Here is a 21,616-nt window from a genome sequence, read left to right on the forward strand (position 1 = left end):
AACATGAAATTAAGCGACAACATAAAACGTTTGAAACGGTGGGTCGTCAGGCACCGGAACTTTGCCATTGCCCTACCCCTTATCCTAATGCTGACCAGTTTCTTTGTCATCGAAAACGTCAAGGATTTTCATTCGTGGCCCAGTGGCGGGACCGATGCACCTAACGGCTTTAACCCGGAGCTCCCCGGTAAGGTTCCGACCTTGGAGTCCCGGGCTAAGGACGGGTCCTGGAAAATTCAGGACTCCTTGGAAACGGAAAGGGTGGCGAAATCCAAAGAATTGCCGGAAATGACGAGCCTGGACGATTCCGAAAACGATTCGCTCCGGAGCATCCTGAAACGATTGGAAGGGCTATCCCTAGAATCGAATCCACAGACTGCCGTGCAGGTGGAAATCCCCGATAGAAAAAAAACGGTGGAGAGGGAGAAGAAGACCGGGATGACCGCGGAGGAACGGAAGCAAAAATTCGTGGAGAACCGTCTGGCCTATCGTGAAATGCTGCTGGAGGGGAAAAAGAAAATAATCGGGGAATCCTTGGCCGGGAACCGGTATCCCCAACGGGAAGCGGTAGCCGATAATGTAAGGCCGACCTCCTTTAGGACGACCGTATACGGCGACCAGTTCATCCTGCCCAACGAGAACGTGAGACTACTGCTCATGGAGGATATGGTCCTTGGCGAAAAACGGTTTCCAAAGAATACCTTCATCTACGCTTTGGCTTCGATACAGGGTAACAGGGTCTATTTGGAAATCGACAATATCGAGCACCATCCGGTCAATATCGCCGTCAGGGACTTTAACGATGGCCGGGAGGGAATCTATAACAAAAGGGCCGGGGAACTCTGGAGGGAGTACAAGGCCGAAATAGGGGGCGAATTACTTCGGGGAGGCTCGGACGAAATTACGAACGGGGCACCCGGGATCTTAAAAGGAGTTGTCCAGGGGCTGGGGACATTCCTTAGAAAAAAAAGGCTACGGGAGAAAGAGAGAATCTTATTGATCGATGATTATGAACTGTTATTGGTAACACAATGAAAACAAGATTTTTTGCAACAACGATCTGGCTATCGGCCTCCCTATCCGTAATGGCGCAAATGGACACCATTCCGGTTTCAAGGGACTATAAGTCCATAATGGTACTGCCTGCACCTTATGATTTTTCCATCAACGGGAAGGAACTTAATTTTTTGGAGTCCTTTCCGGCGAAAAGCGTTTCCCGAAAGGCCGAGCGTATGGTATTGCTGAGCTATAACGATGTGGCACCCGACACCACCGATTTTACCAACTATACCGTTTACACCCGTGACGGCCGCGCCTATGATTTTATTCTGGAACTGGTGGACATCCCCGTCAAGAAGAGATGGACCATCACCGCCGACATGGTCGATAACCTCGAAGAACTTAACGAAAGACAAGGGAATTCGGAATTGGTCGAATCCGACCTTGCATCACCTCCTGACGTAGGGGGTACCATGACACCCACGGGAACGGTCGGGGAAAAATTGGAGGTTACACCAGAAAAGGGGATAGACGGGGAACCCTTGCCGCTTACCCGGGAATTGTATGTCATGGATCGAATGGAATATATCCGCCGGCGATGTTATTACAATCAGTTCAACAAGGGCAAGATACTCCGCTATGTTGCAAAGTTCGGTGACGTATTCCTATGGCTGGAGAACGTGTATTATGAGAACAACGAGATATACCTGCAGTTCCGCTTGGAGAACAGGGAACATATAGACTACGATGTCAATTTTATAAAGTTCAGTATCGCCACCAACTACAAGAATAGTTCGAGCAACATTAAAACGGAGCATAAACCTTTGTTCAGGTACAAAGTTCCCCAAAAAGTCGAGGGAAATTCCGAGAACCATTTCATGGTGGTCTTCGATAAGTTCACCCTTGACCGGAGAAAGCTTCTCACTGTGGATTTGGACGAGGAAAAGGGCAACAGAAACCTGTCCTTGGATATAGACCACCTTGTAATAAATAACCCAATCGGATTTAAATCATGAGGAGAACAGGATTTTTCATTTCCACACTATTTTGCCTTATGGCTTCGTCGGCCCTTGGCCAAATGCGTGGCAATCTGGCCTCTTCGGTCGGCGTCAGTGCCGGATACGTCGAGGATGGCTATGGTATTATGGGAACGTTCAATTTTCACCCAAATCGGTTCCAATATTTTCAGATCAGCGTTTTGGCCGCGATCGCCGAGGACAAAGGTGCCCAAAATATCCCCTACAATATTTTTACCATTCAGCCCGGCCTGTACTATCGTGTATTCATGGCCCCGCGAAGAAAGAATTTTAGCGTATTCCTCGGTGGGGGCGGGCTGTTCGGGTACGAGGTCATCAATAACGGCAGCAATGAACTTCCCAACGGTGCCCTTATCACTGGCAAAAGCCGGTTTATTTACGGCGTAAATCTCGGTGCGGAAATGGAATTGGGCCTGAGCAACGATTTTTCACTATTGGTCAAGGCCAACGAATACTACCATGTCAATTCGGACGTGGGAAATTTTTATCCGTATGCCGGTGTCGGCCTTCGGTATTTTTTGTTTTAGAAAAGCGACGTTATGAAATTCAATGCCCCACAACGCATAGTCGCCATGGGTATACTATGCATAATTTTTGTAATTGCCTGCAGCAAGGACTTTGAAGGAATAGTCCAAGATTCCTTCGACTTTTCCTTTATTGGCTCCAATGAAGAAAACGGATTTGTATTCGAGGCTACCAAAACGGATTTCAGCTTTGAGCCCGAACGAACGGTCTCTACCGTTTTCTATTTCATGAAATATGATATTCTTGATGGAAAAGGCTATTATTTGAACTTCGAGAACGATACCATCCGTGAAAACGACACCATTTCGATCAAGGATTTTAACCTTTCCTATCGCTATATGCCCATCGATACGGGTATGCACAAGGTCAAAATTTTGGCCTGGGATTCGAACCGATTGCAAAAGGAACTGGAATTGGTCTACAATGTCAAATACGCCAGTTTCAGTTTTCTCTTGGGCAAGGGTACCGAGGATTTCATTGTCAATAGCCGGAACCCCGTCAATGCGACTTTGTTACGGGACAAGAATACAGTGGCCCCGGACGGGGAATCGACCGAGGAATTTGAGATTACCTACCAACTGGAAGATGGTTCGGGAAAACTCCATTTGGGCAATACTACCTACGATGCGGGAACCCCCTTCAAATTGCCCAAGGGCGTCACGGAATTCGACTACATACCCGAAACTTTGGGCGTGCATAAGTTGACCATGGTCGCCAAGGCCCCCGATGGTGCGATCCTGACCAACGAGCTTCTGCTGACGGTCGGAAATGTCAATTTCACGTTCAGGGCAACGGCGGCATCCTCCCAAGTGGAGCTGGACACCAACTTGGCCATCAATATCGATTTGCAGACCCAGGACGGTGAAAGCGAGGTCACCTATGATATCGGCCACTCCTTTTCTTCCGATAGCCAAGGCGCGGGAACCGTTCGGGACCAGAATGGCGGTGTCATGGATCCCGGGACTTTTCGCAGCATCGATCCCGGAAATTATAACTTCACTTTTCAGGACGATGAGCTGGGACAGCGCAAAATTTATTTTGACATACGCGACAGCAATGGCCAGACGAAACGGGACAGTGTCGAGATCGAAATTGCCAACATTCCTTTCACGTTCAGCGGAAATGCGGAAAGCAACGAGGTATTCGTAAACCAACGGACACAACTTAATTTCAATATCAAATCGAACGGCAACACCTCGAATATCGATTATTTCCTGACCTATGCCCTGGAAGAAGGAAACGGAAGGGTTACCGGGGTCAATGGCAATTCAATCAGGAACAATACGGACTATCCGGTCGACTTGGGCAATTTTCCATTGTTCTATACGCCCGAGACCTTGGGCACGCACCAGATCAGCTTTATCGTTACCGACAACTACGGGCAAGCGGTGGGACCCGTTGAAATCGATTTGGAGGCCAAGCCCCTTGAACTGGAATTCAATGCCTCGGCCAATAGCAACGAGGTCCTGGTCGGTCAGCGTGCTACGATCTCGTTGAGCCTTATCGAAAAAGGGGATTATGACGGGGTTTCCTATGAGCTGAATTACTATATCTTAGGTGGTGACGCACAGTTGTACAATGGGAACTCCCCAATAACCCCTAGTCATTATTTTTCGGCGACTCCCGGAAGCTTTGCCTATGATTTTATCGGGGAAGAGGCCGGAACATATGAAATAACCTTTTTGCTTCGCGACAACAATGGTCAGATACTTGAAGAAAAGGTTACCGTTGTGGTCGGCAACAACGATTTTACGGCCAATATGACCCCATCAAAGGCCACGGAGTTTTCCAATATTCCCGTGGGAATTATTGTCAACATAGATGAAGTACCCAACGGTGTCAATGACAGTTATACGGCTTTCTTTTCATCCAGCCAGAACGGTTCGATGTCCATAAACGGAGTGCTCTATGGCCCTGGGGAACAGTTCCCGTTGGGTGCGGGGAGCAACAATATTTCCTATACCGGATTGGAACCGGGACAGCATAATATCGTTCTCAGTGTCGAATCGGAATCTGATGTTACCCGAACGGCCAACACGACCATTACTTTTGAACAGGTCGATTTTACCTTTACCGGAGGCACCCAAAAATCGGATATAACCGTGGGGGAAACCACTGGCCTTAATTTCAATATTTCGGAAAGTGTGGGGTCCTCGGATTACACCCTACGTTTCAGTATGAACGGGAACGCACTCATTATGGACAATAATGGCACCGAGGTAAGCCCTGGGAACAGTTATGGTGTCAATTCGGGCAACTTTAACTGGACCCTTGAGGGAAGTAGCGAAAGTACCGTTCGAATGGCTTTTACGGTCCAAAACGATACGGGATTGGAGAAAACTGTGGATATCACGGTAAACGTTGCGGCCAAGGATTACACCTTTACGGCGTCCGGCATATTACAGCAGGCCTATACCGGGGAACAGGTGGACATGAATTTCAATATTTCCGAAATCGGAATCGGTGGCGATACCTACGAAATGTATTTTTCCGCCGGCGGCAACAACGGTACCTTCGAGCACTCGGGTAGCAGCTACTCCGCTGGGGAAAGCTTTAGCGTACCCGTTGGGGCATTCTCAGGTAAATATGCCGGAACTTCAGAAGGAAACCATAATATTACCTTTACGGTACGCTCATCGTCCGATGTGGAAAAGACGGCCAGTGTCAATGTAAATTTCAGTGTCTATGAAGAACCGTTTACCTTGAACATCAGTCAGTCCTCACAGGATAAGTATATCGATGTACCATTCGATATAACCGCTATTACGAATGCCACCTCGGGGCATGACCCGACCGTCACCTATACAATGACCTATACTTTTATGGGAGCGAGTTCGGGTACTATCCGATACAAAGGGATTACCTATGGGGAAGGCGAAAACATTCCTTTGGATTATGGCAGTGCCCCGATGCAGTTCACACCTGAAACGGACGAGAACTTTACCATCAACTTCTTGGTGGAGAACTCGACCGGACAGTCACAAACGGCAAGCGAGACCGTAGAAATGCTTAAACGTCCTAAGGCTGCCGCAAAGGGCGAGAAACACAATATCAACTGTGGCGGTCTGAACGGGTGTGATTACCAAGTACGGATTTATACCTGTTTTTCATCCAATTGTTCGGAAGCCTATAATGGGGCGGATATTCAACAAGTGGAAATCCGTATATATAACAGAATGGATAGACGTTGGGATACGGAACTTTTAAACTATAGCCAGGCCCAGGGCTCAGGCGTTGATAGGTATTTTGAAATGGAAACAGAACCTAGCGAGGGCAAACTGAAATATCAAGACCAGAATTTCGAGGTTCGGGTAAGGGACTCGAACGGGCAATGGAGCGATTGGGTATCCGGTAGAGTAATAAGAGTATAAAGCAATGGGGGCTGTACGCCTCCTTTCTATTATACTAAAATATTTCTTAAAACCAAAGCCTATTGGTCCAAGAGACGGCAAGTAATGTTAACATAAATTGCACTCAGCGCACTTGCCCACGGTCGATTTGATTTCACGTTTAGCTAGCTTCTTTTGTAGGTATAGGTAATTACAACTTCTTGGTCGTCCAGAAAATCATCCTGTTCAAGAACAAGCCTGTTTTTGGTCAACTCAATAATACGCATATCGCCTCTGTTGTCGAAACGCAAAACCTCGTTATTAATTAAATCGTACTTATCATCTTCCACATTGTTAAAGGCTGGTACATTTCCACAGGACAGGCCATTTTCATTAATAGAAAAATCATTTTTCTCACCTACACTCCCTTGTGAGAAAAAGGTCAAATTATCTTTTAGACATTGGCTGATTTCATTGCTGTTGTACAAATCAATGTTGACAATTCCGTCTCCATTGATGTCCACGGCCGTATCCGACATAATCGCTTCATATTCCCACTGGCCATATAATGCTGCATTTCTATCTTCAATGGAAACGGCATCATCATCCGAATTGCACGAAAAAAACAAAAATAAGGAAAGGACAAGCAAAATAAGTAGGTTTACTTTCATCGGGACTGCATTATATCACTATGGATAGCGGATTAAATTCTATATCTGTAATGTTCACCTCAAATCCTTTAGATGTCGTCAGATAAATGGCCAATATAAGATACAGAAAAATACAAAACAAACTGCGCTGGGGGAAGGTAAATGCGCGGTTCCGTATTCCATGGTTAAAACAAATTAATTTTCTTTTTTTATGCCGCATACCTCATTGGGGAATGCACAACCGGAGGAGTTTTGGGTGAATCAACAATAATATGTTCTGCAATGGACTTTAAACTTTATTATTGGGCTTAGAAGCCTGAACAAACAGACTCCCAACTTCTCTATGCATAGAATCAAGATTTGGGTTATAATTGCGTCTCTCAACATTGACAAATCCAAATTCAACCAACTTTTTTTTCATAGTTTCAAAATCCCAAGCAAATCTATGATTTTCAAAATGACTATAGCTGCGTCCTGCCCAACGCTGCCGAAAGTGATAATTTATATGTTCCATAAATGTTGAACATTCCTTATGGTGCCAATTATGTTGTTTGCAAGCAACTAAAAATGAATTCTTTCCCTGAACATAATCAATAAGTGGCCATTGAGTATCAGGAACCGAAATTGATATTTTCCCATTAGGTTCAAGAATCCGATAGCACTCAGAAAAATGTGTTTCAACGCCTTCTGGGTATGAAAGGTGTTCAACAAAATGTTCTGAATAAACCAAGCTACATGAAGAATCCAGCAATGGTAAAGGTTTTCTTAAATCAAGTCTTAAGTCTGCAGAACTAGAAAAATCAAGATTTAAAAACCCTGATTTAGTAGCCCTCCCACTTCCAAAATTAATTTTCAGTCCTTTTTTTTTCTTATTCCCCATTTGATATTTTAATACATTTATTTTATGCACAAAAGCCACATAAAGCTCAATAAGGAAATTCATAAAGTGATCAGCAATAGGCGATGACTGCATTAAATTTTTTATGTATTTCTCCATGTTATTTCATGTTTTATCGTGAAGTAAACTTACAAAAAACTTAGTTTAGAAAATATTACTATATAAAATTCATATACCCTAATACTAATAAAATACTTATGTGGATATAGCGTTGTATTTAAAATTTCGATACAACTTTAAAAATTATCATCACACATTGTCGCATAGAGAGACAAGCTAAGTATATACCTTCCGATTTTGCTAAATTAGGTCTAGATTAGGATGATTTAGTCGGATTGTTAGATTCTTTGAATTTATAGTTATATTGTGACAGAATTAAATTTCACAATAAGGTGGCACACATTGCAGTAATCACCTCCGGTTTGTTTGGAATGCTTCATTCCAGTTTAGAGGTAGTTTCAAGATTGAAATCTGAAGGGCATCAAGTTACATATTTGAGTTCATTAGACTTGCGTTCTAAATTGGAGGGCAAGGACATTAGCTTTGTCCAGTTACCCTCAATTAATTTTCGTTATTGGCCAACACATAATACATTACTTCGATCATGGCCAATGCGGCTAAAGCATCATATAAAGAACTTGAAAAGCAATAATACATTAGGCAAAAAAAACCTTAAATTTAATAAATTTGAGGAAGTGTTGTCTTCGGTTAATCCGGACAAATTGATTATCGATGTGGAATTGCATGAAGTGATTTACAGCGCAATTAGCCTAAAAATTCCTTTTGTATTATTGAACCAATGGTTTCCTAATTTAAGGGCTCCAAGTGTTCCCCCGATGCAAACCGATATAGTGCCTGGTATGGGTTTTAGAGGTTCAAAGGCGGGTATTTCTCTAGCGTGGACATTCATAAAATTCAAAGCTCATATACGAATACTAATTCTGCATTTAGTAATAGAAAGATATCGTGCAAGTGTACTCAAGCGCTATGCTAGAGAATTGGGTATTTCACGAAACTCATTAAAATACTCATCATTTCCTCCGTTTTTTCATTACAAGGAAATAACAACCCTGCATATGACACTCAAAGATATGGACTTTCCGCAGATAGATGTTCCGAAAGTAGTTTATGTGGGTCCTATGGTTATGGATAATAGAGATAAACAACAACAAACTATTGATTCTGAGTTTTTGGATATTTTTGAAAGTAGACAAAACAAGGGAAATAAAATCATCTACTGTTCAGTGAGTACGCTAAATAACGGGGATTTAGGTTTTATAAAAAAAGTAATTGAAGCGGTAAAAGGGCAATCTAATTGGTTTTTAATTGTTTCTTTAGGAGGAAAATTAAAAAAATCTGATTTTATGAAGGTTCCTGGTAATGTTTTCATAAAGGAATGGGTGCCACAGTTGGAGGTGCTTAAAAATACCGATTGTAGTATTAATCATGCAGGTATAAATACGATAAATGAGTGTATTCATTTTGAAGTGCCAATGCTCGTTTATTCAGGAAAACGTCATGACCAAAATGGCTGTGCTGCCAGAGTGGTTTATCATCGAATGGGCTTAATTGGGAATAAGGATTTAGATACAAATGATGATATCAGAACTAAGATTTCTACGATACTTAAAAATCCAGAATATAGAAATAGAATGAAAGAGATAGGCAAAAAATATAAAAAAGTTAAAAGAAGTTGTTTATCTGAACAGTTATATCTTTAAAAGAAAAGATTCATGGCGGAAACTTTAAACAAGCAAAATATAGAAATAGAGGGGCACTATCACATAAACTGTATAAGTTAAAAATTGCAGGAGTTCAGCTTTTTTTGAGCCTGACCCTTTTTTCATAGATTGTAAGGAAATGGTTCAGGATGATTCCCCAGTTCCTTATGGGCATCGACCACTTTTTAGTGGCCTCCCTGACGGGCAAATATGTGGATTTCATCACCGCATCTTTGGTTGGAAAGAACAGTTTGTTCTTGATGTACTTTCTGATTTTCCGTTCGGGATTTCAATAAGGTTAGTGGTGTGGATGATTTTTCGGATTTCCAAGGGGAACTCAAAGAACACCATAAGCTCGTCCCAGTTGTCACTCCAGCTTTTAATCTCATAGATTTATAACCTTCCCAATGTCTGGCAAAATCCTCAAGGGCGGCCTTTTGGTTCGGAGCTTCGTAGATATGTTTCATGTCCGATGTGAAGACCTTCTTGTTCTTCCATACCACATAACGGAACGCATTTCATATCTGGTAAACCACACATATCTGGGTCTTGGACTCAGGAAAAAGTTTTTAATGGTATCGGTGAACCCTTTCTGGTTGTCGGTGTCAGTGATCAGGATGTTTTTTGGTGGCCACGGGCCATGATATCGGTAAGTACTGACATCCAAAAGTTTAAGGATTCATTCTTGCCGAACCATAGACCGAGCACCTACTTTTTCACGTCCCTGAGCAGCCCGACGGTCAAGTAAAACGTCTCGTTGATCGCTGTGGAGCTTTCGCAGACCTCGAAGACAATACCTTCCATCCATACCATAAGATAGACCGGTTCAACAGGAGGTCTTGCGAGGCTACGATATCGTTGGATACCTTGTGGATAATCCTTGATATGGCGGATGAGGACCCCTCGAAGTTGTAGGCCTCCCGTACCTGTTTGTCGATATCGCTGTTGCTTATGCCCTTGGTGTAGGGCCATACGATCACGTTCTCGATGCCGTTGACCATAATTCCGTGTTTGGCATTATCATCGAATTGAAGGATGTTTCCCTGTCCCTTTGAACCTGTATATACGACTCGCCGAAGGGAGGTGCGTACCTTCTTTTGGCATGCCCATTACGGGAGCTGCCGCCTTTGGACCTTTGGTGTTTTCATAATCTATGTGTCCGTCCTGTTCGTCTTCGAGCATCTTCTCGATACCACGTTTCTGAAATTCCTTCTAAAAACCGATGAGCTAGTCACCGTTCTTGAACTGCTTTAAGAATTTATCATTGAACAATTACTCTTTCTTCGCAAGCAGTAAATATTTACTGACTTTATGAGCTAGTCCTTATAGAGGTGATATTTCCGCAAATCCCTACTTAGCAATGCCCTTTATTTCTTATACTTTCGAACTTTTGAAAAAGGTTGTTTAAGACCAAATTGTCTTGCTATCCCACTATAAAAAGAGTTTATGTTTGATGTTCTCAAAAATCAAGCCTGTAGATTCTTCAATAGTAAGAGTAGGGCTAATGATGATGTCAGGATTTTCGGGAATTTCATATGGAGCAGATATTCCTGTCATATTGGGTATCTCCCCAGCTCTAGCTTTTTTATACAAACCCTTGGTATCTCTTCGTTCGCATTCCTCCAAACTGGTATTGATGAAGACCTCAAAAAAATTGTCTGCTCCTACCGTTTGTTTTATATGGATTCTGTCCTTTGAATAAGGAGCAACGAATGCTGCCAGGACAATACATCCCGCATCAATAAATAATTTAGATATTTCACCGATACGCCGGTTATTTTCAGAACGATCTTCAGGTGAAAATCCTAGGTCTCGATTTATTCCTCTTCTAATATTGTCCCCATCAAGAACATAAGTACTAATTTTCTCTTCGAACAAACGCATTTCTAAAGAGTTCGCAATTGTAGATTTTCCAGAACCCGAGAGCCCTGTAAAAAAGACTAAAAAGGAACCGTGACCATTTAATTTTCTTCGTTGTAACCTTGAAATCTTAAACGGATATTTCACCAAATTATCTTTCATTTATAGCTATATTCTTACAATACACTGGAAAGTGTATAGATTTTATTTGAAAAATTAGGAAAAATAATTTCATCGTTTGTTCTAAAAATGAAAAGAACTTTTTTGGAATTGAATAAGACATTCCATACCTATTTTCAGTAAATTTGCAAAGTTTTGTAGCCTTGCCCTAAAAACAGATAACGTTAATGATAAATTTATGAATTTAGCGATGTCCTAAAAGGGGTAAGGCTACAGTTTAAGAAAGTGCCGTATTAAATCTGAATTTTAAACTGTCCGGTTTAACGGGAGGAGGTCAAAAGGTTTGGTAGTTTGATATTATTAATTATAAGTCTAATGATTTCAACTTTAATTTTATAAAAAACCTCCAATGTATTTAAAGTAAAGTTCGTGAATTAAAGGTTTTTTATCAAAAAGTTAGGGTTGGATAAACTTATCTTATTATAGCTAATCTCTTGACTAGTTTCTTCGGAAACAATTTTTAGACCTACAGCAGAGCAAATAGCATGGCCTGCTGCGGTATCCCATTCCATGGTTGGAGCAAACCTCGGATATATATGAGCACCACCTTCAGCAACAATGCAAAATTTTAAGGAACTCCCTTTCGAAACAATTTCTATATTAGAAAATTTTTCATGAAGTTTTAATATAAAATCCGAGGTTTTTTTATTCATATGAGAACGACTACAAACAACACGGATTATATTTTCTAATGGTTTTTTAGGAAAAATCAAATCCTCATCATCAAATAGGTTTCTTTTTGAATTATGCGAATTATCCAAAATTGTCTTGTATGCTTTTTTTTTTGAGGTTATGGCATAATAGAGTTCTCTGGTAACGGGTGCGTATATGACTCCAAAAATTGGACTTCCAAAAGAACATAGAGCTACATTCACTGTAAATTCACCATTCTTTTTTATAAATTCTTTAGTGCCGTCTAAGGGGTCGATAATCCAGACAGTATCCCAGCCTTTTCGCTTACCATAATCTAATTGTTCATTTTCCTCACTGATTATTGGGAATTCAGTTTCTTTTAAAAAATTGTTTATTATTTTGTTTGAACTCTTATCTGCTAGGGTCAAAAGAGACTTATCTTCCTTATTTTCCACTTCTACATTCGGGAGTTCATATATTCTCATTATTTCTTTTCCAGCTTCAATTGCAGATTTGATTGCTAAAGTGTAATTTTTTTTCATAGGCTTTTGAAGCTATAAGTTAAAATTTCTAAAATTTTACTAGTGTCAAATTCTTCAATGTTACTAGTGTCATGTCAAGCGTTAAGTTTCGAGTCAAGTGTCTTTAGCTTTATCCTTGCGTCCTCCGTGGTGAACTGCCAATCAATTTTTGCGTCCATGTTGTTCCTGGCCTTGCACCATGCCCCGACCTCTTCCCTGACCTTGTCCATATTGTCGATCCTCCTTGCAAGGCACTGCCCGTTCAAAACATTGAGCTCTATTTCCGCCATATTGAGCCAGCTGCCGTGTTTGGGGGTGTAAATGAACTCGCACCGGTCCAATATGCGTTTGGCCTCTTGTGGCTCGAAGACCTCATATAGGGCCGATGCCGAATGTGTGTTCAGGTTGTCCATGACCAACTTTATCCCAAGGGCATCCTTATAATGGACATCGGCAAGTTCCCGTACAAAATGCGCCCAGTCACTTTTGGTCTTTGTGGCCCTGACCTGAACGTACCTTTTTCCGGCAAGGGGCTCGTTGGCCATGAAAACATTGTATACGCCACATCGCTCATACTCGAAATCCACCCTTTTCTCCCGTCCGGGCGCCATATCGATCGACAACCTTGTTTCCCGTATGAGCTGTTTGGGCGATTCGTCCATGCAGACTACCGGATACCCGGGGTCGTAGGGCATCTTGTACACATCAAGCACCTGCTCCACTAAGCACTGTTGTTGCGCGGGGATATCAGCCAGCCTTTCTCGCGCCAGGGCTTCAATTCGTTTTTTTTTAGAACGCTGCGCACCGTCTCGTGCGATATCCCGTCGACATAGTCCAGTTCCACCATCTTGTCCGACAATAGCCTCAACGACCATCTTGCGTAGCCATTGGGCGGTTCGCTGCAACTGAGCGCGACAAGATGGGCCTCGACATCGCCGTCCACCTTGATCTTGTATTTCCAGGGGTTTGCCCTTCCGTACAGGGCCGTCTCGAATCCCTCGATGACGAACTTCTCCCTTATCTTCTCCACCGTTCGAACGGTAATGCCCAGAAAACCGGCAATATCCACGTCCATAAGGCCCCTTCCACCCTGGGCCTGATCACTATTCAGCAAAACATAGGCATTGCGAAGGACCATCGCATTGCGCCTGCCTTTCCTGGTGGTCTCCTCGAGAAGCTCCCGCTCCGCGACCGTTAAAGTTACCTTGTATTTTTTCATGGGATATTTTTGCAAGATAACATATTTACCCGAATTATTATATTTGACTTGACACTAGTTCATATTAGTGAAATGTAGTATCACTAAATTTATAGGTTATGCTCATTTGATCAGTGACCTCCTCCCATATTTAGGTACCGGTCATATCTTGGGCATCGGGCCTGTTTTCATTCATTTCAATGTACTCGTTGTGAGACAAGTCCCCCAACGAGCTATGTGGTCCAAATCCATAATAATCATCTCTCCAAATATCGAACTTCTCTTGGACATCTTCCAAGGAAAAGAACCAATTGGAGTTCAGGCATTCGTCCTTGAACGAACCGTTTAAGCTCTCTATAAACGGATTATCGGTAGGTTTTCTAGGCCTTAATAAGTCAAGTTCACATTATTTTCATAGGCCCATTTGTCCAATACCTTGCTGATGAACTCACCTCCATTATCCACTTTGACACGCTTTGGAAGCACTTCGTTCCCAAAAGTAATCATTTCCATCACTTGTACAACATCACTTCCCTTGAGCGACTTTCCTGCATGTATGGCCAAGCACTTGCGACTAAAATTATCTAATATGGTTAACGACCTGAACCGATTGCCGTTGTACAACTGGTCCGAGACAAAATCCATGCTTCAACATTCGTTAAAACTAGAGGTGTTACCCTCTGCTGGCTGGCTGTGTGCGGCGGAACGGTTCCGTTTGGCCACTTGCCTGTCAGGTTCAGTCTTTCCTTACAATAGACCCTGTACATGCGTTTGTGGTTGTCCATAAAAAAACCCTCCCCTTTCAAAAGGATACGGATGCGCCAAAACCCGTAGCCTACCCTGACTGCGGCAATCTCGTTTATCCACATTCGCAACAGTTTATCGCTACGGCCCTTGACCCTGTTATAGAAAACGCTCTTGTGCATCAATAAAAGCTTGCAGCAACGCTGGACGGAGATATTGTACTCCTTCCTTATGCTATCGACCATCACGCGCTTTCGGGATGCCTCAGAACTTTTTTTCAGCACGCCCTACAGGGGTCTGTTTATTCAAGCTCAGGTCGGCGACCAGTTTTAAGCTGTGCGTTCTTCTCCTCTAGGTTTCTCAGCCTCTGGAGTTCGGAAACACCCAGCCCACCATATTTCTTCTTTCAATTGTAAAATGTGGCCTCGCCGATGCCCATCTTACGGCACACCTCTTGGATACGGGTGCCGGTCTCCACCTGTTTGATAGCAAATACTTGTTTAAAGTTAAGCATTTATTCGCCCTAAAAACTCCAATTTCAAACTGTCCGGTTTAACGGGAGGAGGTCAACTTGATACTGGAGCAAGAAAAGTAAAGAATTTCATTCTTTGTTACTAAAACTATGGATTTTGAATCCCTAGTGATTTATTCTTGTAATTAAAGCATAAAAATTGTAATATATAATTCTCTATATTTATTTGAAAGAAAAGTTCAAAACTAATACATCTATGTCCGCCGAGAACTGTTTTAATTGTGCAAAAAATTGTTAAGTCCTTTAAAGTTAAAATTTACTATCCTTATCTAGAGGATAATATTCTTTCATATTCAGGTTCACTCCAGTATATTGTAGAAATAGGAAATGGAACTCTCCCGGTTCGTTTGGAAGAAAGTAACCTTGTCAGTAAATTTCCTTTTCTCTTCTTTAATCGTTTTAGCGCTATTTATGAAGAACAAGTATTAGTTGGCCAAAGAATGTGCAGAAAGTAAAATTTAAAATAATGACAAAAATATTCTACACCTATATATCGGAAGAAAACCATAATCAATTACTAAATAATTTTTTACCCTGTTTTTCAAAAGAGCTACAAAGGGATATATTAAAATATCGCAAATGGCAAGACGTGCAACTTTCCCTACTTGGTAAGCTACTTTTGCAGCTTGGATTAAAGCGAATTCATGTATCTTTTCGCCTAGAAAATCTAATTTACAATTCCTACGGAAAGCCTTTTTTAAATAATGGGTCTATTCAATTTAATATCTCACATTCAGCAGAAATAGTTGCTTGTGTCCTTGTTGATTCTTGTGAAGTAGGAATTGATATTGAGAAGGTAACTGAAATTGATATCAGTGACTTTAAATCTCAAATGTTATTATCAGAGTGGGAGCGAATCATGAATTCTTCAAATAGAAAAGTTGCTTTTTTTGAGTATTGGACACAGAAAGAAGCGGTTATTAAGGCAAATGGTATGGGACTTGCGATTCCAATTAAGTCATTTGAAGTGGTTGAAGGTAAAAGTTACTGCAATGGAATAGATTTTTCGTTAAGGGAAGTTCTGTTAGATGAAAATTATAAATGTTATTTAGCTTTTAATAATGGAAATTATTGCACTAATATACAATCCTTCAAGATAAATTTTTCTTCTTTTCTGGAAAAAGCACTATGATATCATCATCCAAGTTTTACTTAACAGAGCCTCAGTATATTTTATGCGTCAAATGACGAATTTTCAGTTGGTAATTTTGAAAGTAATCTGATTTATTATCCATACCCAAAATCTATCGAGGAAGCAAAAACATATAGGAAGGTTGTGCCAATGCTCTTAATTATATGCTCGACATGCTAACTGTAAATGATGCACAGGCTCCGGGCTATGTCAGATTGCTAGGACCCTAGGATAAGAAACCATCGATCTTATCACTCTTAGGCGCTATCGAGTACAACTGTGCATATCAACCTCTATATGCAATCTGGTGTTCTCCTTTGTATTATTCTTTTTTACGTAACTTTGAGTACTAACTAACAAAAATCCAAACGCACTACTACCTATAGCCCTGCGAAAACGATTGGAAAAAATATTGAATCGCCCTTATCGGGGAAAAAATTTAAAGCTATACTGAAAATCGTGGATTCCCCTTATCTTGGACATAGAGATTCAAACTTAAACCTCTTTTTTGTTCCAAGGAATCATTTTCGGGGTTTCGTCCCTATTAAATACAAGTATTAACCACCTAACAGTCAATTATTTAATCATTTCAGAACCAGTTTTTACAGGCTTCCCTCTTTTTGAAATCTTCAATTTAAGAGTAAGTTTTTTTTATTCTCTTTTGTAATCAAATCCTAGATGAGATAATACTTCGAGAAGTATCCATTCGTTTTCATTTACATAACATACTACCTCATGAAATAATAAACCATTATCTCCATCTGTTTTAGTTACGTTAACTTTTTCGTGTTCACGCACATAATTTATTTCTTCTTCCGAAAAATCATATTTCAATAAAAATAATGCTAACTCTTCATTTAAATTCTCATTTTTTATAAAATTAACAGCACACAAATCACCCTTATAATCGCCATTAATGAAATAATCAGCATTTAAATTAGCTAATATTTCTTTATGGTTTTTAAAAAAGAACCTAATGAATTGGATTGATTGATTTCCGATTTTAATATTATTATCAATACCATATTTATTCTTCAATTCTTCATTTTCCAAGGCATCTAACTCTAAATATTGGTGAAATGTAAGGTCAGGGAAATTTGGAAAATGAGTATCAATCTCATTTTTAGCTATTGGAGGGTATTTTGCCCACCATTTAAATTTATAAAGTGATTCTAGTCTTTCATATGGGTCTCTTACTCCAGATAAAATTATTTTGTTTTTATCAATATCAGGAATCTGATCGTAACATCCATGTGGATCTTTATAGTTAGTAACAGTTGGATGTTCTGTCATTAATTCTTTAAAGTCCAACTTGAGTCCAAGCTTATATAACGCATTTATCCAAATATTCTTTTTTCTTCTTTTATAGAATATGCCTTTAACTACTTTACGAATAAACGTACTTCCTGTTTTAGGGAAGTTTAAAATCACAAAATTCTTAGTAATTATCATGTTTTTTCAAATTGCTCCAACGGTTGGATATGTTGCTCTTACCTTGCAAGGTAACAATAAACTTTCAAAAGGGACCGATCCAAATTTTAACGTTTTTGTTTATCTTGTACTTATCGCTGTGCGTTAGTAGTAATCACTAATGCTCTGTTTGAAAAAATCCCCCAATTAATAGTATTTTACGATATTTAGACATACAGTAAAGCATGGTCACATTTATAATTCCGGTTAAAAGCGCAAAAGTCTCAGAGTCTTGGTCGGACTTTTCAAAACTTGTCGAAAGAACCTTGAAATCAGTTACTAATCAAACTTCACAAAACTTTAAAGTCGTGGTTGTTTGCCACGAAAAACCGGAAACGGACTTTACCCACCCGAATTTAGTATACATTCATGTGGGTTTTGACGTACCACGATTGAACGATACGCCTAAAGAAAAACATAATGGATTAATGGAAGTCGACAAAAGCAATAAAATATTTGCTGGGGTTGCGCATGCCAAAAAATACTACTCGGATTATTTAATGGTTGTCGATTCCGATGATTGTATTTCAAACAAATTAGTGGAATTTATCGAGGCCAATAAGGATACAAACGACGTGGGTTGGTATATCAATAAAGGGTATTTTTATCGCGAGGGTGACAAACTCATCTTGTTGAATCGGAAAATTTTCAACATACTCTGCGGAACCTGTATAATAGTGCGGCCAAGCCATATGGCAGCTATTTTTCAACACGACCCACATTTGCTCTATGTACATCAAACCATGGAGTTTGAGGACAATACAAAACTGGAGAAACTACCCTTCCCCGGTGCTGTTTACAGTATGGCCAATAGGGAAAACATTTACATGTCAGGCGGTAAGATGAAATCTCTTGCTGGTACACTACTGTTCCGATGGTCCAATCTTAAGGAAACTTTTAGAATATTGAGAACATACCGTATGAAACGGTTGAACAGTAAAATTATAAGTGAGTTTGGAATTTATTCTATCGGTAGTCAGTAAGTTCCTAATTATTTTATGAGATGCAATATTCAATCACTTATTAGGACTATGAGATAATTATTGATTATTTAATTACGAATTACTCCAAGACAAAGCCCCTGGGCATGTAAATAATTTGAGTTGCAACCATTACTCTTTTTGTACTGTTTTTTCCTTCTGACCTATAAACTTGCGGATTACTTCTATATTGTAGCATCGAGCGCTCGTATTAATATAGCAAGCCCTTGTCCACAGCCCACTAAACCAGTTCCCTGACCTCGGGATGGATTGAAAAAATATTTTTTACTTTAGCACTTTTGATTGTCCGGAAAAGTCTGCTCACAGAAATGTCCGGAATACTATGGCCCCAAAAGTGAGCGTTGTCAGGCTCATGCCAGATTTCTATAGAGCTTGGATATACTCTTACAGACCGATAGCACTGTATTCCCCATTTCATCACCGAACACGCAACTGGCTATATTTCGTTTTAAAAACCAAATGCTATAAATTGCACAAAATTCATTATTTATTTATTTTAGGTTATTGATTTTCTTGAGGTATCACTATCGATTCAGCAAGAAATTTTTCAAGTAAATATTCCTTATTATTAGTTCTAACCTTTGCCTTGTAAATTTCATGAAAGACACTCCTTCTCATTTAGAACTATAAGTAACTGTTCCACGGAATATTTAGGTATACTAATTTTTAATGCCCAAATCTTTATTTAATTCCAATCATTACCTTTAATATCCCCCTTACTCGATTCCTTTGTAGCCTTACCCCTTTTAGGACATCGCTAAATTCATAAAATTATCATTAATGTTGTTCGTTTCGGGGAAGAATTCTTCCCCGAAACGGTTCCTGTATTCCCTGGGCGGCATATCCCCGATGGATGAATGGGGGTGCCTTGTATTGTAATCCTCCATCCATTTTTGGGTCAGCTTCCAGGCCTCGGAGTACATCTGCTTGAGCTTGCGGTTCTCCTCCCCGAGCTCCTTCAAGCGCTTCATATGGACAAATCCATCCCCCCGTACTTCTTCCTCCAACAATAAAAAGTGCTGGTGTCGATGCCCATCTCACGGGATATATCACCCACCTTGCGGCCCTGTTCGTTCACTTTCAGTGCCTTGATGATCTGGCTCTCGGTAAACTTGCTTTTTTTCATGTGACAGTTAAAATTTAAAGTTAGAAAATCTGAATTTTAAACTGTCCTATTTTTTGGGAAGGCTACACCTTCTCATATTCGATTATTTTTTCTCCAAATAGGCGTTCTGAAGAAATTCCTTTTTTACTACAATACGCTAGCAACTTGTTTGACTCAACTATAGGTTTTGATTCCTCTGTATATTTAATTGAACTGATGTATTTCAACCAAGGTTCAAGTCCCATAGCATAGACAAAAACATCTCTAGGTTTAAAGGTGTCAATCAATTCTTTGGCTTGCATGAAATCACAACCAGCCAATCGCCTAGATTGATCCTTATTCCTTGGAAGAGGCTCAGGCATTAACGGTCCATACAACCAGGACAGTGGAGCTCCATGACATTCCATTCCCAAGAAAATCACATCAATATTTCCAATTATCTCATGAATGCGGTTGTATAACATTGGGGATACATTGCACGAATCGGCTGCAAACAACATGCGAGTGCCATTGTCAAATTTAATATGATGGCAAAGCTTACATCGCACATCAAGGTCACTATGTTCGCCTAAGAAAGGAAGTCCTGTAATAGAACAGTCATCGAACTCAATAGTTTCCATTTCACCTAATTCAATAACTTTTTTAAAGCCAAGCTTCTGAAACATGAGCTTAAGGCTCGGATCTTGAATTGTTCCTCCGCTGCTTTTGGGAATAACGATATATTCAATTTTATGACGAATCCGCAATAGGGTTTCCAAAAGCACATGATCTTGGTGGTTATGAGTAATTACCACATAGTCGATTTTCTCAGGTAAGTCTTCATAAGTATATCTCGAAATATCCGAATCGTATCCATAACTAATTACAGGGTCGGCAAGAATAGTCGTGTTTTTGGTCTCTGCTAATATACATGCATGCCCAAAGTATCGGGTAAGGACACCGTCTCCATTGTAAGGTTTGTAGTTTCTAGGTACTTCCGTGGAGAAAAAACTCCTAAAAAGTAAATTATCTTCTGGCCTAATTGAAAAAATATCTCTAATCTCCCTATACTTTTTAGGTTTTCGACTCATTTCGAATAACTCATCTATTTCTTTGCTTTTAAGGGGTAGTTCAATTCTTAAAAAATCTGGTTCTGGAAGCTTCGGAGTACTTAAAACAAAAGATCTAGCATCATCATCTTTTACTAAAAAAAGATTGAAACTCTGTAGAGATTCATTATAAAATTCAGTCTCGAACAATAGATGTTCAAAGAATCGAAAAGATGCGTTATTATTAATATCGTAGAAAAGTTCTACCAAGCCATTTAAACGCTCTGGTATTTTCGGGTAAATCTCTTGAAGCGAATATCCATCTTGTTCTTTCAACAAAGAGAATAATGTCAGTATGTCTTTTCGTAGTTCCAGCAGATTTGCGCATTTAGATTTTGTATTCTGTATCATACCTTTAATTTCGTCAACTCTTTCCCCATTATGATCGACAAACGGACCTCCCAACATTTTTGGGTTTTTAACAGCATCAGCGTGCAATTGAGGTAATTCTACGTAGGACTCCATTATCTTTAAATGCCTATCTTGTATATTCATAGCTGCAGTTGCAGGTGATATTAGGTGTGCCCATGCATACCAATTGTCGATCAAAGGTTCAATGGCCAAATTTGACTTAACGTAAACCAAGTCATCGTCTTTAAATTCCATAATAGTAGTTTTTAGTTATTAACAGTAATGAGCGAAAGATAAACCTCATATCCCTATAAGAAGGTAATAATGATACTACCGTTAACGCCTATCTCCCTGAATATCCTCCCGACGCTTCTCCCTTGCTCACTTTCTTTATAAGTCTTGATTATCTGCCTCTTGGTAAACTTGCTTTTTTTCATGGGACAGTTAAAATTTATGATTATCATATTCTAATTTCACCTTTTCTTATTAAAGAGAAAGCTACAATAATTAAGGATAATTCCTCCATTTATTTTGTAAAATCAACTATTCTTTTGTAGTTAAAACTTTTTTTAAAAGGCAAAGATTATAATTTTCTAAAGGAATCTATTACATTTTAAAAAAAATTTTAACTACTTTCAAAAA

General features: G+C 40.0%; 18 protein-coding genes and 1 pseudogene. 7 read left to right on the forward strand and 12 right to left on the reverse strand.

The annotated features are described in order from the left end of the window. The first annotated feature begins 3 nt into the window (after positions 1-3). Genes traM through IV512_RS12615 form a run of 4 tightly spaced genes read left to right on the forward strand, consistent with a single transcriptional unit; the run spans position 4 to position 5,932 of the window. Positions 4-1,035, forward strand: a complete 1,032-nt coding sequence (traM, locus tag IV512_RS12600; protein WP_209403870.1) for a conjugative transposon protein TraM — start codon at positions 4-6, stop codon at positions 1,033-1,035. Positions 1,036-1,085: 50 nt separating this feature from the next. Then, on the forward strand, positions 1,086-2,015 hold the full coding sequence (locus IV512_RS12605) for a DUF4138 domain-containing protein (RefSeq protein ID WP_209403872.1): 930 nt from the start codon (positions 1,086-1,088) through the stop codon (positions 2,013-2,015). Between the two features lie 38 nt (positions 2,016-2,053). After that, positions 2,054-2,563 (forward strand): conjugal transfer protein TraO, encoded by a 510-nt coding sequence (locus tag IV512_RS12610; RefSeq protein ID WP_209403874.1) that lies wholly within the window; start codon positions 2,054-2,056, stop codon positions 2,561-2,563. Positions 2,564-2,575: 12 nt separating this feature from the next. Further along, on the forward strand, positions 2,576-5,932 hold the full coding sequence (locus IV512_RS12615) for a TraQ conjugal transfer family protein (RefSeq protein ID WP_209403875.1): 3,357 nt from the start codon (positions 2,576-2,578) through the stop codon (positions 5,930-5,932). Positions 5,933-6,075: 143 nt separating this feature from the next. On the opposite strand, the gene IV512_RS12620 is transcribed toward IV512_RS12615, so the two are convergent. Both IV512_RS12620 and IV512_RS12625 read right to left on the reverse strand, forming a co-directional pair. Next, entirely contained in the window at positions 6,076-6,561 is a 486-nt protein-coding gene (locus IV512_RS12620; protein WP_209403877.1) for a hypothetical protein, read from the reverse strand. Positions 6,562-6,829: 268 nt separating this feature from the next. Further along, positions 6,830-7,537 carry a methyltransferase domain-containing protein gene (locus IV512_RS12625; protein ID WP_209403878.1) on the reverse strand — a complete coding sequence of 236 codons (708 nt, stop codon included), beginning with the start codon at positions 7,535-7,537 and terminating at the stop codon, positions 6,830-6,832. 293 nt (positions 7,538-7,830) lie between these two features. On the opposite strand from IV512_RS12625, the gene IV512_RS20040 reads away from it, so the two are divergent. Beyond that, entirely contained in the window at positions 7,831-9,159 is a 1,329-nt protein-coding gene (locus IV512_RS20040; RefSeq protein WP_209403883.1) for a glycosyltransferase, read from the forward strand. A gap of 222 nt (positions 9,160-9,381) precedes the next feature. On the opposite strand, the gene IV512_RS20045 is transcribed toward IV512_RS20040, so the two are convergent. The 6 genes and pseudogenes from IV512_RS20045 to IV512_RS12655 form a co-directional block, all read right to left on the reverse strand. Then, positions 9,382-9,510 carry a hypothetical protein gene (locus tag IV512_RS20045; protein ID WP_371743292.1) on the reverse strand — a complete coding sequence of 43 codons (129 nt, stop codon included), beginning with the start codon at positions 9,508-9,510 and terminating at the stop codon, positions 9,382-9,384. A gap of 669 nt (positions 9,511-10,179) precedes the next feature. Beyond that, entirely contained in the window at positions 10,180-10,341 is a 162-nt protein-coding gene (locus tag IV512_RS20050) for a hypothetical protein (protein WP_371743293.1), read from the reverse strand. Between the two features lie 249 nt (positions 10,342-10,590). Further along, positions 10,591-11,181 (reverse strand): adenylyl-sulfate kinase, encoded by a 591-nt coding sequence (gene cysC, locus IV512_RS12640; RefSeq protein WP_209403885.1) that lies wholly within the window; start codon positions 11,179-11,181, stop codon positions 10,591-10,593. Positions 11,182-11,573: 392 nt separating this feature from the next. Next, positions 11,574-12,374 (reverse strand): 3'(2'),5'-bisphosphate nucleotidase CysQ, encoded by an 801-nt coding sequence (gene cysQ, locus IV512_RS12645; RefSeq protein WP_209403887.1) that lies wholly within the window; start codon positions 12,372-12,374, stop codon positions 11,574-11,576. Between the two features lie 74 nt (positions 12,375-12,448). After that, positions 12,449-13,572, reverse strand: a protein-coding gene (locus tag IV512_RS12650; protein ID WP_371743294.1) for an IS630 family transposase whose coding sequence is annotated in 2 segments (ribosomal slippage) — positions 12,449-13,077 and positions 13,077-13,572 — 1,125 coding nt in all. Because the reading frame shifts where the segments join, the coding sequence is not laid out codon by codon here. Positions 13,573-13,702: 130 nt separating this feature from the next. Continuing rightward, positions 13,703-14,809: pseudogene (locus IV512_RS12655) on the reverse strand (IS3 family transposase). 484 nt (positions 14,810-15,293) lie between these two features. Between IV512_RS12655 and IV512_RS12660 the strand changes: the two are divergent. Beyond that, positions 15,294-15,959, forward strand: a complete 666-nt coding sequence (locus IV512_RS12660; protein WP_209403889.1) for a 4'-phosphopantetheinyl transferase superfamily protein — start codon at positions 15,294-15,296, stop codon at positions 15,957-15,959. Between the two features lie 651 nt (positions 15,960-16,610). On the opposite strand, the gene IV512_RS12665 is transcribed toward IV512_RS12660, so the two are convergent. Beyond that, positions 16,611-17,411: a hypothetical protein gene (locus IV512_RS12665; protein WP_209403890.1), complete on the reverse strand. Its 801-nt coding sequence runs from the start codon at positions 17,409-17,411 to the stop codon at positions 16,611-16,613. A 203-nt stretch (positions 17,412-17,614) separates the two neighbouring features. On the opposite strand from IV512_RS12665, the gene IV512_RS12670 reads away from it, so the two are divergent. After that, positions 17,615-18,412, forward strand: coding sequence for a glycosyltransferase (locus tag IV512_RS12670; protein WP_209403891.1), 798 nt, complete (start codon positions 17,615-17,617; stop codon positions 18,410-18,412). A gap of 764 nt (positions 18,413-19,176) precedes the next feature. On the opposite strand, the gene IV512_RS12675 is transcribed toward IV512_RS12670, so the two are convergent. The 3 genes from IV512_RS12675 to IV512_RS12685 all read right to left on the reverse strand — a co-directional run bounded on the left by IV512_RS12675 (position 19,177) and on the right by IV512_RS12685 (position 21,229). After that, positions 19,177-19,401, reverse strand: coding sequence for an integrase core domain-containing protein (locus IV512_RS12675; protein ID WP_371743295.1), 225 nt, complete (start codon positions 19,399-19,401; stop codon positions 19,177-19,179). Further along, positions 19,398-19,556: a transposase gene (locus IV512_RS12680; protein ID WP_209403895.1), complete on the reverse strand. Its 159-nt coding sequence runs from the start codon at positions 19,554-19,556 to the stop codon at positions 19,398-19,400. The genes IV512_RS12675 and IV512_RS12680 overlap by 4 nt, the downstream gene beginning before the upstream one ends. A 62-nt stretch (positions 19,557-19,618) precedes the next feature. Continuing rightward, the gene (locus IV512_RS12685) at positions 19,619-21,229 is read right to left on the reverse strand and encodes an MBL fold metallo-hydrolase (protein ID WP_209403897.1); all 1,611 of its coding nucleotides are present in this window, start codon (positions 21,227-21,229) and stop codon (positions 19,619-19,621) included. Between the last annotated feature and the right edge of the window lie 387 nt (positions 21,230-21,616).

Origin of the sequence: Pseudozobellia sp. WGM2 (genome assembly GCF_017810075.1) — a bacterium.
Lineage (GTDB): Bacteria > Bacteroidota > Bacteroidia > Flavobacteriales > Flavobacteriaceae > JADNYK01.

Bases quoted from the DNA above. Each gene is read 5' to 3' on its own strand.
- traM (WP_209403870.1), top strand. From the start codon at position 4: ATGAAATTAAGCGACAACATAAAACGTTTGAAACGGTGGGTCGTCAGG.
- IV512_RS12605 (WP_209403872.1), top strand. From the start codon at position 1,086: ATGGCGCAAATGGACACCATTCCGGTTTCAAGGGACTATAAGTCCATA.
- IV512_RS12610 (WP_209403874.1), top strand. From the start codon at position 2,054: ATGGCTTCGTCGGCCCTTGGCCAAATGCGTGGCAATCTGGCCTCTTCG.
- IV512_RS12615 (WP_209403875.1), top strand. From the start codon at position 2,576: ATGAAATTCAATGCCCCACAACGCATAGTCGCCATGGGTATACTATGC.
- IV512_RS12620 (WP_209403877.1), bottom strand. From the start codon at position 6,561: ATGAAAGTAAACCTACTTATTTTGCTTGTCCTTTCCTTATTTTTGTTT.
- IV512_RS12625 (WP_209403878.1), bottom strand. From the start codon at position 7,537: ATGGAGAAATACATAAAAAATTTAATGCAGTCATCGCCTATTGCTGAT.
- IV512_RS20045 (WP_371743292.1), bottom strand. From the start codon at position 9,510: ATGGTGTTCTTTGAGTTCCCCTTGGAAATCCGAAAAATCATCCACACC.
- IV512_RS20050 (WP_371743293.1), bottom strand. From the start codon at position 10,341: ATGCTCGAAGACGAACAGGACGGACACATAGATTATGAAAACACCAAA.
- cysC (WP_209403885.1), bottom strand. From the start codon at position 11,181: ATGAAAGATAATTTGGTGAAATATCCGTTTAAGATTTCAAGGTTACAA.
- cysQ (WP_209403887.1), bottom strand. From the start codon at position 12,374: ATGAAAAAAAATTACACTTTAGCAATCAAATCTGCAATTGAAGCTGGA.
- IV512_RS12660 (WP_209403889.1), top strand. From the start codon at position 15,294: ATGACAAAAATATTCTACACCTATATATCGGAAGAAAACCATAATCAA.
- IV512_RS12665 (WP_209403890.1), bottom strand. From the start codon at position 17,411: ATGATAATTACTAAGAATTTTGTGATTTTAAACTTCCCTAAAACAGGA.
- IV512_RS12670 (WP_209403891.1), top strand. From the start codon at position 17,615: ATGGTCACATTTATAATTCCGGTTAAAAGCGCAAAAGTCTCAGAGTCT.
- IV512_RS12675 (WP_371743295.1), bottom strand. From the start codon at position 19,401: ATGAAGCGCTTGAAGGAGCTCGGGGAGGAGAACCGCAAGCTCAAGCAG.
- IV512_RS12680 (WP_209403895.1), bottom strand. From the start codon at position 19,556: ATGAAAAAAAGCAAGTTTACCGAGAGCCAGATCATCAAGGCACTGAAA.
- IV512_RS12685 (WP_209403897.1), bottom strand. From the start codon at position 21,229: ATGGAATTTAAAGACGATGACTTGGTTTACGTTAAGTCAAATTTGGCC.